The 12,778-nt window shown below is 72.1% G+C and carries 8 protein-coding genes; 3 read left to right on the forward strand and 5 right to left on the reverse strand.

The features are described 5' to 3' along the window. Nucleotides 1–7: 7 nt before the first annotated feature. The 5 genes from ACZ5WK_RS36895 to ACZ5WK_RS36915 all read right to left on the reverse strand — a co-directional run bounded on the left by ACZ5WK_RS36895 (nt 8) and on the right by ACZ5WK_RS36915 (nt 9,188). The gene (locus tag ACZ5WK_RS36895; protein ID WP_465554387.1) at nt 8–3,454 is read right to left on the reverse strand and encodes a sensor histidine kinase; all 3,447 of its coding nucleotides are present in this window, start codon (nt 3,452–3,454) and stop codon (nt 8–10) included. A 399-nt stretch (nt 3,455–3,853) separates the two neighbouring features. Then, nucleotides 3,854–4,432 (reverse strand): GTP-binding protein, encoded by a 579-nt coding sequence (locus ACZ5WK_RS36900; protein WP_148642811.1) that lies wholly within the window; start codon nt 4,430–4,432, stop codon nt 3,854–3,856. Beyond that, complete coding sequence (locus ACZ5WK_RS36905; protein WP_360510186.1) at nt 4,413–4,838, reverse strand: DUF742 domain-containing protein; 426 nt, start codon at nt 4,836–4,838, stop codon at nt 4,413–4,415. The genes ACZ5WK_RS36900 and ACZ5WK_RS36905 overlap by 20 nt, the downstream gene beginning before the upstream one ends. 161 nt (nt 4,839–4,999) lie before the next feature. Beyond that, nucleotides 5,000–5,413 carry a roadblock/LC7 domain-containing protein gene (locus ACZ5WK_RS36910; protein ID WP_097236138.1) on the reverse strand — a complete coding sequence of 138 codons (414 nt, stop codon included), beginning with the start codon at nt 5,411–5,413 and terminating at the stop codon, nt 5,000–5,002. Nucleotides 5,414–5,423: 10 nt separating this feature from the next. Further along, the gene (locus ACZ5WK_RS36915) at nt 5,424–9,188 is read right to left on the reverse strand and encodes a nitrate- and nitrite sensing domain-containing protein (protein ID WP_465554390.1); all 3,765 of its coding nucleotides are present in this window, start codon (nt 9,186–9,188) and stop codon (nt 5,424–5,426) included. Nucleotides 9,189–9,817: 629 nt separating this feature from the next. On the opposite strand from ACZ5WK_RS36915, the gene ACZ5WK_RS36920 reads away from it, so the two are divergent. The 3 genes from ACZ5WK_RS36920 to gltX all read left to right on the forward strand — a co-directional run bounded on the left by ACZ5WK_RS36920 (nt 9,818) and on the right by gltX (nt 12,636). Then, the gene (locus tag ACZ5WK_RS36920; protein WP_465554392.1) at nt 9,818–10,042 is read left to right on the forward strand and encodes a hypothetical protein; all 225 of its coding nucleotides are present in this window, start codon (nt 9,818–9,820) and stop codon (nt 10,040–10,042) included. A gap of 301 nt (nt 10,043–10,343) precedes the next feature. Further along, complete coding sequence (locus tag ACZ5WK_RS36925; RefSeq protein WP_465554394.1) at nt 10,344–11,144, forward strand: fumarylacetoacetate hydrolase family protein; 801 nt, start codon at nt 10,344–10,346, stop codon at nt 11,142–11,144. Then, entirely contained in the window at nt 11,137–12,636 is a 1,500-nt protein-coding gene (gene gltX / locus ACZ5WK_RS36930; RefSeq protein WP_465554396.1) for a glutamate--tRNA ligase, read from the forward strand. Before ACZ5WK_RS36925 ends, gltX begins: the two co-directional genes overlap by 8 nt. Nucleotides 12,637–12,778 lie beyond the last annotated feature (142 nt).

Genomic DNA, 12,778 nt, shown 5'->3' on the forward strand with positions numbered 1-12,778 from the left:
ACTCAACTCAACGCTCCTGGTGGTTCGAGCCGCCGAAGAGATCGGTGCTGCGGTTCTGCTGTCCGTTGCCGGACGGGTCTACCTGATCGGGGTCGATCCGGAAGCTTCCGGTGTTGCCGGCGCTGCGGCCTTGCTCCACACCGCGGCGCAGGTTCGTGAGGCGTCCACGGACCTCCTCGGGGCTGCGGGAGACCTGCGGCCCGTCCTGCGGAGTGGGCTTGGCGTTGCCTGCCACCAGGTTCTGCTTGGGCACCCGGCGGGGCAGGCCCGCCGGGGTCGTGCCACCGGAGGCGGGCTCGCGGAGCTGCTCGGCACGCTGCCAGGAGCCGTCGTTGGGCGACTGCCAGGCGGCGCTGGTCGGGCCGGTCGGTCCGGTGGGACCGTACCCGCCCAGCGCGGACACCTCGTGTCCGCGCGGTTCGGTCGGCGCCGAGGTGTCCTTGGCGCCGGCGAACCAGTTCGGGGTCTCGCCGGTGTCCTGGCCGCCCTGGTGCGGAGCGGCACCGGGGCCGCCGCTCGCGAGCTGCTGGCCGGGGCGGCGCTGCGGGAGGCCGGACGGCAGGGTGGTGGACGGCTCGGCCGCGGGCAGCGCCGGGGTCTCCGGGCTGTACGGGTGGCCGGCCGGGGCCTCCTCGGCCTGGTGGCCGTACTGCTCGTCGGCGTAGCCGTCGTTGTAGCCCTGGTAGTCCTGGTACTGACCGTACTGGTCGTCCTGGCCCTGGTTCCGGCCCTGGTTCTGGCCGTACTGGTCGTCGGCGTAGCCCTGCTGCGGGAGCCGGCCGTAGGCGTCCGGGCCGTACCCGTCCTGCCCGTAGCCGTTCGCGGCGTACTCGTCCTGGCCGTACCCGTACTGCTCGTCGGCGTAGCCGGACTGCTCGTAGCCCTGCTGCCCGTACTGGTCGTCCTGGGCGTAGGTCTCGTCGTTGCGCCGGCCGTACGCCGGGTACTCCTCCTCGACCTCGGCGTCGACCACCGGCGGCATCTGCGCGGTCTCCGGGCCGGCCTCCAGGGCGGCGCGGCGGACCTGGTCGAGCCGCTGCGAGCGCTGGACGGCCTCCAGGGCCGGGCTGAACCCGCTGGAGCCGGCGCTGCCGTTGCCGGTCAGGTGGTCGTCGAAGCCCAGTTCGGCGGCGCTGCGCGGCTGATTCTGGGCCGCGGGGGCCCAGTCGGCCTGGGCGGGCTCCTGGTCGGCGAAGATCCGGGAGACGGTGAACTGCTCCTCCGGCTCCGGCGCCGCGCCCATCTGGGTCAGGAACGGCGGCAGCATGACCAGCGAGGTGGTGCCCGCGGACTCGCCCGAGGGGCGGAGCTGGACGCGGACGTCGTGCCGCTGGGAGAGCCGGCCGACCACGAAGAGGCCCATGCGGCGGGAGATGGTGGCGTCGACCGTGGGCGGCTCGGCGAGCTTCTCGTTGATCTCGGCGAAGTCCTCGGCGGTGAGGCCGATGCCCTTGTCGTGGATCTCGACCAGCACCCGGCCGTCCGGCAGGCGGGTCGCGTTGACCAGCACCCGGGTCTGCGGGCTGGAGAACGAGGTGGCGTTCTCCAGCAGCTCGGCGAGGAGGTGGACGAGGTCGGTCACGGCCGCGCCGACGACCTCGGCCTCGGGGATGCCGGCGAGCTCGACGCGCTCGTACTGCTCCACCTCGGAGGCGGCGGCGCGGAGCACGTCGACCAGCGGGACCGGGGTGTTCCAGCGGCGGCCGGCCTCCTCGCCCGCGAGGACGAGCAGGTTCTCACCGTTGCGGCGCATACGGGTCGCGAGGTGGTCCAGCTTGAAGAGGTTCTCCAGCTGGTCCGGGTCGGCCTCGTTGTTCTCCAGGTCCGTGATCAGCGCCAGCTGGCGCTGGATGAGGCCCTGGCTGCGGCGCGACAGGTTGGTGAAGATCGCGTTGACGTTCCCTCGCAGCAGGGCCTGCTCGGCGGCCAGCTCGACCGCCTGCCGGTGGACCTGGTCGAAGGCCCGGGCGACCTCGCCGATCTCGTCCTTGCCGTGCAGGGGGATCGGGATGACCGAGGTGTCGACCCGCTCGGGGTCGGTCTTGGACAGCTTCTCGACCAGCTCCGGCAGGCGGTGGTCGGCGATCTCCAGGGCGGCGTTGCGCAGGGTGCGCATGCCGAGAATCATCGAGCGGGCCACGTAGCCGGTGAGGACACCGGCGAGGACCAGTGCGGCGAGCACGATCGCCGAGTTGAGGATGGCGTCGTAGAGCGCGTTGTCCCGCAGGTCCGCGGCGTCGTTGAGGACGTCGTCCAGCAGCGCGACCTCGGTGGCGCGCAGGGTGGCGATGTGGGTGTTGGCGGCCTGTTCCCAGTTCTCCTTGGTCAGGCCGGAGTTCTTCGCCTCGTTGAAGGCGGCGTCGGCGGCGGCCTTGCCCTTGGACTGGCCCTCCGCGGCGGCCTGGCTGTACGCGGCACCGAGGGCCATCAGGCCCGTCATGGTGGGCACGCTGCCGTTCGGCATGCGGACCGCGGACCGCTGGTCGGCGGTGGCCTGGGCGACCTGGGCGTCGGAGTACCGCTTGGCGTCCTCGGGGGAGCTGCCGGTGTTGAACTCGGAAATCGACACCTGCTCCAGCTTCTGGGAGACCAGGAGCTGCTGGATCAGGTCGACGTTCTCGTACCGGGTCGTGGACTGCGCGGATATGCCGACCAGCAGCTGGAGCATCAGGGCGCGCTGGGTCGAGGCCGAGGCCTTGGCCAGCGACATGGCGTAGATCGCGCGGCCCTTGCTGGTGATGTTGGTGCTGCCGAGGCCGACCGAGTTGTCGTAGGCCAGCAGCGGCGCGACCATCGTCGAGTAGGCGGCCTGGGTCGCGGTGGCGAACAGCTCCGGCTTGTAGGCGTTGTCGCGCAGGTGCGGCAGGAAGACCACGAGGCTCTGGAAGGACGCGTGGCGGTGGGGGAGCTCACCGGACTTGTCGGTGGCGTCGTAGGCCGCGTTGTAGGCCTTGAGCGCGGCGTCCGTGGTCGCACGGGTCTTGACGACGTCGCCGTTCGGGTCCTGGCCGGTCAGGATGGGGCTGATCGTCTTGTCGCGCTCGTTCTCCAGCGCCTCGGCGAGCTCGGTGGCCGCCTTGGCCAGACGCGAGGCCTTCTCGGCGCGCGAGGCCTTGACGTAGCCGTCGACCGAGGTGTTGACGCGCAGGCCGCCGAAGACCAGTCCGATGATCACGGGGATCATCAGGATCGCGATCAGACGGGCCGGCACACGCCAGTTGCGGGGCCGGAGGAACTCGTACCGGCTTCCGCCCTTGCCACCGTCGCCCTCGTCCGCGGAGCCGCCGCTGCGGCGCTCCGCGGAGGGGGCCGGCGGCTGCGGCCTGGCGGCCGGCGGGCGCTCCTGGCCCGGCGTGAACGCGGAGAATCCGGCCTGGTCCGTTGCGTTACCGTTCGGCTCGCTCTGGCGGGGCTCGGAGCGCCGCTGCGGGGCGACTTGCTGCTTACGCCTCACTCGACAACAACCTCTCGGCCGATTGGCGGCCATGGATCAATCCAGCGCTACCCCTGGCAGCTGCCCGCTGCCGGGTGGGACTGCCGTACGGGATTTAGGGGTAGCTGGAATTTCAGCACGTGCAGGGATGGGGGACAAACAGCCACTGAGGGCGCCCCGCTGCGGAACATTTAGGACATTCGCCGACATGATGGCGCAAAACTGTGGTCTTCTGGCGCTGAGTGGCGCTGATGCGCTACGCAGAGTCACTGTTGATCACAAAATGCCTACCGAACTGTTATCCGCTGCTTATGCAGGGGTCTTGCGCGGGCCGCTCGGACGACACCCCCCGCATGCGCAGGTGCCCCGGTGCCCCGCCGGGCTGGCGGGACACCGGGGCTGCCGGCCTGCGGGCCGCGCTCAGCGGAGGCGGGCGAGGAGGGCGTGTTCGACGAGGGTGATGAGGGCGCTCTTGGCGCTGTCGCGCCGTCGGGCGTCGAGGGTGACGACGGGGGTGTCGGGTCCGAGCTGGAGGGCCTCGCGGACCTCGTCGGCGGTGTGGGGCTGGTGTCCGTCGAAGCCGTTGAGGGCGACGACGAAGGGCAGTCCGCTGTTCTCGAAGTAGTCGAGGGCGGGGAAGCAGTCGGCGAGGCGTCGGGTGTCGACGAGGACGACGGCGCCGATGGCGCCGCGGACGAGGTCGTCCCACATGAACCAGAAGCGGTCCTGTCCGGGGGTGCCGAACAGGTACAGGATCAGGTCTTCGTCGAGGGTGATGCGGCCGAAGTCCATGGCGACGGTGGTGGTCGTCTTGCCGGAGACGTGGCTGATGTCGTCGATGCCGGCGGACGCGGAGGTCATGACGGCTTCGGTGCGCAGCGGGTTGATCTCGGAGACGGCGCCGACGAGCGTGGTCTTGCCGACACCGAAACCGCCTGCGACGACGATCTTCGCCGAGGTCGTGGCGCGGGTGGCTCCGTTAGAGCTTGCGAAGTCCACTGAGGACCCTTTCGAGCAGCGTGACATCGGGCGTTCCGCCCGACTCGCCCGCGGCGGCGGGCTGGTGGATGGCGACGAGGCCGGCCTCGGCCAGGTCGGCCACGAGGATGCGGGCGACACCGAGCGGCACGCCGGCCAGTGCGGAGATCTCCGCGATGGACTTGACCTCACGGCAGAGGTTCACGATCCGGGCATGCTCGGGCAGCAGGCCGCCGGTCCGCTCGGCGGAGCCGGTGGTCGAGATCAGCGCCTCGATGGCGAGCTGGTACCGGGGCCGGGTACGGCCTCCGGTCATCGCATACGGGCGGACCAGCGGCTGCTGCTCGTAGCCGTCGGACTGCTGCCCGCCGTAGCCGCTGCCGTACCCGCTGCCGTACGAGCCGGCGGGTGTCGAAGGCGGGGTCATGGGTCCTCCTTGTGCTGCAGCCTTGGGCAGCCGGTTCCAGCTGGGGCGATGCCAGCTGAGGCGAAATCAGCTGCCTGAGGGTAGCTGAGGGTGAGGCGCCGGGCCTGGTCGGGTCAGACCCGGCGGGGAGGTGGGACGGATGGGTCGGCCGCTCAGGGCACTCAGTGCAGGAGACTGCCCTGGAGTTCTGCGCGGAGTGCGGGTGTGAGGACGGCGCCGGCGCGGTCGACGAGGAGGGCCATTTCGTAGCCGACCAGACCGATGTCGGAGTCCGGGGATGCCAGTACGGCGAGGGCGGAGCCGTCGCTGATGGCCATCAGGAAGAGGAAGCCGCGCTCCATCTCGACGACGGTCTGGTTGACCTCGCCGCCCTCGAAGATCCGGCTGGCGCCGGAGGTGAGGGAGGTGAGGCCGGAGGCGACGGCGGCGAGCTGGTCGGCGCGGTCGCGGGGGAAACCTTCGGACATGCACAGCAGGAGGCCGTCCGCGGAGACCACCACCGTGTGCGACACCCCGGGGGTGTTGTCCACGAAATTGGTGATCAGCCAGTTCAGGTTCTGTGCGGCCTGGCTCATCTGATTCAACTCAACGCTCCTGATGATCTGCGCCGTTGCCGTCGGTGCGGCCCCCGAAACTATCGAACCCGGGCTGCTGGGCACCATGCTGGCCGTGCTGGTTGCCCTGGCCGCCCTGGTTGCCCGGGCCGGACGCCTGCTCGGCGCCGACCCGGCGACCCTGCTGGATGCCGCGGCGCAGGTTGGTCAGCCGGCCGCGCACCTCCTCGGGGGCACGGGAGACCTGAGGACCGGTCAGCGGGGACGCTTCTGCGGTACCGGAGACCAGGTTGGCCTGCGGGGTCCGCCGGGGGAGGCCGGACATGGTGACTCCGTTGGTCGAGGGCTCGCGGACCTGCTCGGCCCGGCGCCAGCGCTCGTCGTTGGCGGACGGGCGCCACGGGGCGTCGCCCTCGCCGGGCTGGCCGGGGTGACCGCCCTGGCCGGGCTGCGGGGCCTGCTGCGGCTGGGCCTGGCCCCGGGGGGCCTGCGGCGCCTGCTGCGGGCGGGCCTGCGGTGCCTGCTCCTGGACACCGGGCGCGGTGGTCCCGGGCCGGCGCGGCTGGTACTGCTGCGGCCGGGCCTGCTGGCCGTTCTCGGCGTACCAGGCCTGCTCCGCCGGCTCGAAGCCCGGCGCACCGCCCTGGGACGGACCGGTCGGCAGCGCCATCGGCTCCTGCCGGAAGGCCTCCTGGCGGGCGGGTTCCTGGCGGACCTGCTCCTGCCGGACCTGCTCCGGACGGGTGGCCGGGTTCGGCACGTTCGGCAGTACCGGCTCGACCAGACCGAGGCCCAGCGGGTCACGCGGGTCGATCTCGCTGGCCTCGAAGCGGGGCCTGGCGAACTGCGCGGTGCTCTCCATCGGCGAGGGCTCGGCCGACGGCAGCGGCTGGGGCTGCGGCTGGATCTGCTGCTGCTGGGCCTGCTGCTGCTGGGCCTGCTGGGGCTGGGCCTGCTGCGGCGGAAGCTGCGGCTGCCGGCCCTGCTGCGGCCCGTCCGGACCGGGGCGCTGCGGGCGGCGCGGACCCTGCGGGCCCTGGCCGCCCGGGCCCTGCGGGGCCTGGCCGGGCTGGCGGCGCTGCGGCAGGCCCTCCTGCGGCCGGCCCGGGCGGGCGCCCTGCGGCGCACCCGGACGGCCGGACTGGTCGGCCCAGCCGTGCTGAGGCTGCTCGCCGGTCCGGGCACCCGGACCACCGTCGGACCCGCCGCCGGGGCGCGGCCGCTCCTGGCCGGGGCGACGGCCGTCGGCGGGCCGGCCCGGACCGGGCTGCGGCGCGCCGGGCTGCTGCTGGCCGCGGCGGGGCAGGCCGCCGGGGCCGCCCTGCGACGGGCCCTGCCGGCCCGGGCCGCGCTGCGGGAGGCCGCCCTGCTGGTTCTGCTGTGCCTGCGGGTTCTGCTGCGCGGGCTGGCCCTGCTGGCCCGGCCGCCCCTGCTGCGGGGTCTCGCGCAGCGACTGGCCGACCTGGCGGGTCGGCAGGCCGGCCCCGGCCCGCCCGCCCTGGCCGCCCGGCGCGCCGGGACCGCCCTGGCCACCCTGGCCGCCGGGACCGCCCTGGCCGAGCTGCGGACGGCCCTGCGGGGCACCGCCCGCCGGACCCTGGCCGAGCGCGGCCGGGCCGCCACCGAGGCCGGCGGCCGGGCCGCCGGGCACCTGACGCTGCTGGCGCGGCGTCGGGGCGACCCCGCGCTGCTGCTTGGCCTGCGCCGGGCCGGGACGGCCGGCGCCGCGGCGGTCGGCCGAGTTGGTGACGTCCACCGGGAGCATGACCAGCGCGGTGGTGCCGCCGGAGTCGCTGGGGCGCAGCTGGATGCGGATGCCGTGTCGCAGGGACAGGCGGCCGACCACGAAGAGGCCCATGCGGCGGGAGACCGAGACGTCCACCGTCGGCGGGTTGGCGAGACGTTCGTTGATGTCGGCGAGGTCGTCGGGGCTGAGGCCGATACCGGTGTCGTGGATCTCGACCAGCACCCGGCCGTCCGGCAGGGCGTGGCCGGTGACCCGGACGCGGGTCTGCGGGCTGGAGAACGAGGTGGCGTTCTCCAGCAGCTCGGCGAGCAGGTGGACGAGGTCGTTGACGACGCGGCCGGCGACCTCGGCCGACGGCACCGAGGCGAGCTCGATGCGCTCGTACTGCTCCACCTCGGAGGCGGCGGCGCGGAGCACGTCGACCAGCGGGACGGGGCGGGTCCAGCGGCGGCCCGGGTCCTCACCGGCGAGGACGAGGAGGTTTTCGCCGTTGCGGCGCATACGGGTCGCGAGGTGGTCCAGCTTGAAGAGGTTGGCCAGCTGGTCCGGGTCGGCCTCGCGGCTCTCCAGCTCGGAGATGAGCGACAGCTGGCGCTGGATGAGGCCCTGGCTGCGGCGCGAGAGGTTGGTGAACATCGCGTTGATGTTGCCGCGGAGGAGGGCCTGCTCGGCGGCGAGGCGGACGGCCTCGCTGTGCACCATGTCGAAGGCGTGCGCCACGTGGCCGATCTCGTCGGTGGAGTCGACGGCGACGGGCTCGACGGTGACGTCGACGTCGTGCGGGTCGCTCTCCGAGAGCGTCTTGACGAGCTCGGGCAGCCGCCGCTCGGCGACGTCCTCGGCCGCGGCCTGCAGACGGGTCAGCGAGCGCACCATCGAGCGGGCGATGACGGCGGCGCCGCCGAGGGCGAAGAGCAGCACCAGCGCGACGGCGGCACCGATGACCAGGGCCTCGGTGTCGGCCTGGGACTGCAGGTCCTGGGCCTTGCCGTCGAGGTCCTCGATCAGCTTGCCCTCGATCCGGCGCTCGGCCGTGATCTTGGCGCTGATCTTCTCGTACCAGTCCTTGTAGCTGACCGGCTCGGTCTGGTGGATACCGCTCTGCTGGAGGATCGAGCGCGCGTAGCGGTCGGCGTCGGCGACCACCGAGTTGTAGCTGAGCTGCCCGCGCAGGTTGTCCAGGTCGTGCGAGGTGTAGATGTTGTTGAAGCTGGTGAGCGCGTTGTCGTAGGACGTGCGCAGGCGGATGCCGAAGGACTCGTCGCTCAGGCTGAGGTCGGGCTTCGGGTTGGCGAGCGCGGCGGCGATCAGTGCGCGCTGCTGCGAGGTGGCGTTCTTGGCCAGCGAGAACTGCTGCAGCGCGCGGGTCGCGCGGACCAGGTCCTTGTTGTTGGACGCGAGCGCGATGTCCTGGGAGATCGACAGCAGGTCTCGGATGATCACGTCGTAGGCGGTGATCGTGGCCTGGATGTTCTGGTTGTTCTGGTACGGGTTGCCGCGGGCGTCCGAGATCGAGTTCAGGTCGCGGCGGATCTGGAAGAGCAGCGCCTTGCCGCCGGAGAGTTCGAGGTTCTCGAACTTGTCCGAGGACGCGGTGAAGGTGCGGTTCAGGTCGTCGGTGATCTTGCGGGCGCTGACGATGTCGTCGTCGAGCGGCTTCTGCGGGTCCGCGGTGATCGGGCCGGCGCTGATGTCCCGCTCGTTCTGCAGCGCGTCGGCGAGGTTGGTCGCCTTCTTGGCCAGGTCGGAGAGGTTCGCCATCTGGGCGAGCTGCTGCGAGGCCTCGAGCGAGGTCTGGATGCGCAGGCCACCGAGGACGAGCGCGACCAGCACGGGCAGCGTGAGCAGGGCGATCAGGCGGGTACGAATCCGCCAGTTGCGCATCGCCAGCCGGCTCATACCGGTGGCGCGCCGCCGGGTGAGGGTCTTGCGGAGTTTGTCCCGGGCCGACTTGCGGTCCTGCTGGCCGTCGTCCTCCGGGCGGCCGCCCGCATCGGGCGCCGGCTCGGCCGGCCCGCCGGGCGCCGCCACCTGCTGCGGGGCTGCCACGGGCTCACGCGACTCCGGGTCACCCGCGGCGCCGCTACCCCTTTTGAAACGTCCCTGCACTGGCGTCGCAACCTCTGGACCGGGCGTCCCGCCGCGTCGCCACGGCCTGGACGGTGTCGAGTTTCCATCCGCACCCCGGCCGGTCCGGGAGAGCGGGTCGCCGGGGGTGGACTACTCCCTACCCACGGTCCGTGGCATTCCAGCACAGCCGGGGAATCCCAACAAGGGCCGCCAGGGCGCGCCGGGCGACACTACGGACCGCGCGCGCGATTTCACTGACTGTGCGGTAACAGGACCGGAATACCGCCTTTTTCGGACACTCGCCGGATACATGCCAAGCCGACCCGAGATCAACTGGACGAGCGGACCTTCCGGAATGCCCGATATATCCGCTATGCCGGTAAAACCTGATGCAGCGATATGTCGGATATAGGAGAATTGCTCCTCAATTTGTGATCAAAATCACAGGTCAATGTGTAGCTTTGGTCACGGTGCCTGTGGAATGAGATCCGTAATCTGGCTGCTTCCGGAGCACGGCCCCGATCAGCCTGCCCAGAATCTCCCCGAATCACTCAGGCCGGCGCCGGTTCATGCCGAGACGCCGTCCACGACCCAGAGGTGCTGACGCGATGTCCCAGGCGAACAAGGCCGCCACCGAGCCCACGCTCACCAGCCGTTCCACGGCGAACCCGCGCCGGACGACGCTGGCCTCGGTCGAGGACTTCAGCAAGATCCCGGGCGCCCGCAGGTCCGAGGACGTGGTGACCTACGCCACCGAGCTGCCGGCCAACACCGCCAACCCGCGCCGCACCAAGCTGATGGTCGCCCCCGTGGTCGCCGTCCCGCAGGACTGAGCGACGCCGCAGGACCGAGCCACCCGCGCTCCGTGAAGGGCGCCGGGACCGCCCCCACCGGGCGGCTCCGGCGCCCTTCGCCGTGATCCGCCCGCTCCGGCCCGGCGCCCGGGGGCGGGCCGTCCCGGACCCGGCGCGCGCCCGGGTCGGGCGCAACCCCGCTGAACAGGGGCAAAGCGGCCGGAGGGGGGCCCGCGCGATAGCCTGGTCGACGATTGAGCGGGGCCGGGCCCGAGGGCGCGGCGCCCACCAGCGCCCGGGCGCGCCCCGGGCGGCCGACGAAGCGAGGGGTAGCCCAGCCGTGCGCATTGCCAGGTTTTCCGTCCGGGAAGGGAGCCCTGCCGCCGGCAGCGTCTCCTTCGGAGTGGTCGAGGGCGACCCGGCCCAGCCCGAGTCTCTGGTCGTCCACGCCCTGGCCGGCCACCCGTTCGGGCAGCCCCAGCCCACCGGTGAGAGCTACCGGTTCCAGGACGTCCGGCTGCTCAGCCCGATGCTGCCCAATAAGATCGTCGCGGTCGGCCGCAACTACGCCGCCCACGCGGCCGAGCTGGGCAATGCCGTCCCGGACGTTCCGCTCACCTTCTTCAAGCCGTCCACCTCGGTGATCGGCCCGACCGAGGCGATCGCCTACCCGCCGTTCTCCTCGGACGTCCACCACGAGGCCGAACTGGCCGTGGTGATCGGCCGGATGTGCCGCGAGGTCCCGCTGGACCGGGTGCCCGAGGTGATCCTCGGCTACACCTGCGCCAACGACGTCACCGCGCGCGACATCCAGCAGCGCGAGGGCCAGTGGGCCCGGGCCAAGGGCTTCGACACCGCCTGCCCGCTCGGCCCGTGGATCGAGACCGACCTCGACCCGGCCGACCTGGCCGTCACCTGCACGGTCAACGGCGAGCTGCGGCAGACCGGCCGCACCTCCCTGATGGTCCGCTCGGTCGCCGAGCTGATCGTCCACATCTCCGAGGCCATGACGCTGCTGCCCGGCGACGTCATCCTCACCGGCACGCCCGCTGGGGTGGGCCCGCTCAACGTCGGCGACGAGGTCGCCGTCTCCATCGAAGGCATCGGCACTCTCACCAACAAGGTGATCAAGCGTGGCTAACACTGACCCGTCCGTTCGGGTTCGCTTCTGTCCCTCCCCGACCGGGAACCCGCACGTGGGCCTGGTCCGCACCGCCCTCTTCAACTGGGCCTTCGCCCGCCACAACGGCGGCACGATGGTCTTCCGGATCGAGGACACCGACTCCGCCCGCGACTCCGAGGAGTCGTACAACCAGCTGCTCGACGCCATGCGCTGGCTCGGCTTCGACTGGGACGAGGGCCCGGAGATCGGCGGCCCGCACGAGCCCTACCGCCAGTCGCAGCGGATGGACATCTACGCAGACGTCGCCCGCCGCCTGCACGAGGCCGGCCACGCGTACCACTGCTACTGCTCCACCGAGGAGCTGGACGCCCGCCGCGAGGCCGCCCGCGCGGCCGGCAAGCCCTCCGGCTACGACGGCCACTGCCGCGAGCTGACGGACGACCAGATCGCCGTCTACAAGCTGGAGAAGCGCGAGCCGATCCTGCGGTTCCGGATGCCCGACCGCACGATCTCGTTCGACGACCTGGTGCGCGGCACGCTCACCTTCGAGCCGGAGAACGTGCCCGACTACGGCATCGTCCGGGCCAACGGCGCGCCGCTGTACACCCTGGTCAACCCGGTGGACGACGCCCTGATGGGCATCACCCACGTGCTCCGCGGCGAGGACCTGCTCTCCTCGACCCCGCGCCAGATCGCGCTCTACGCGGCGCTCGCCGAGATCGGTGTCGGCGACGGCAGCACCCCGCGCTTCGGCCACCTGCCGTACGTGATGGGCGAGGGCAACAAGAAGCTCTCCAAGCGCGACCCGCAGGCCTCGCTCAACCTGTACCGCGAGCGCGGCTTCATCCGCGAGGGCCTGCTCAACTACCTGTCGCTGCTGGGCTGGTCGCTCTCCGCGGACGACGACATCTTCAGCGTCGAGCAGCTGGTCGCGGCGTTCGACATCGCCGACGTCAACGCCAACCCGGCCCGCTTCGACCTCAAGAAGTGCGAGCACATCAACGCCGAGCACCTGCGCAAGCTGGCGCCGGAGGACTTCGTCCGGCGCCTGGTGCCGTACCTGCAGGCCCCCGGCCTGCTGCCGGCCGAGCCGACCGCCGAGCAGCTGGAGCTGCTGGCCAAGGTGGCCCCGCTCACCCAGGAGCGGATGGTCGTGCTGAGCGAGATCGTGAACATGGCCGGCTTCCTCTTCGTCGACCCGGCCGACTTCACGCTCGACCCGGACGACGCGGCCAAGGTGCTCAACGCCGACGCCCGCCCGGTGCTGGAGGCCAGCATCAAGGCGCTGGAGGCGCTGGAGGACTTCACCCCGGAGCCGATCCAGGCCGCGCTGCGCGAGGCGCTGGTGGAGGGCCTGGGCATCAAGCCCAAGTTCGCCTTCACGCCGCTGCGGGTGGCCGTCACCGGCCGCCGGGTCTCCCCGCCGCTGTTCGAGTCGATGGAGCTGCTCGGCCGCCCCGAGACGCTGCGCCGGCTGACCTCCGCGCTGGCCGCCGTCCCGGCTGCCTGAGCCCCGCGCGGGCGGGGGGGGGGGGGGGGGGGGGTTTTGGGGGGGGGGGGGGGGGGGGGGGGGGGGGAGGGGGGGGGGGGGAGAGGGGGAGGGGGGGGGGGTCTTTTTGTGGAAAAACAAAAAAGGGGGAGGGGGGGGGTTT

The sequence above is a fragment of the Kitasatospora sp. NPDC032757 genome (genome assembly GCF_055579305.1).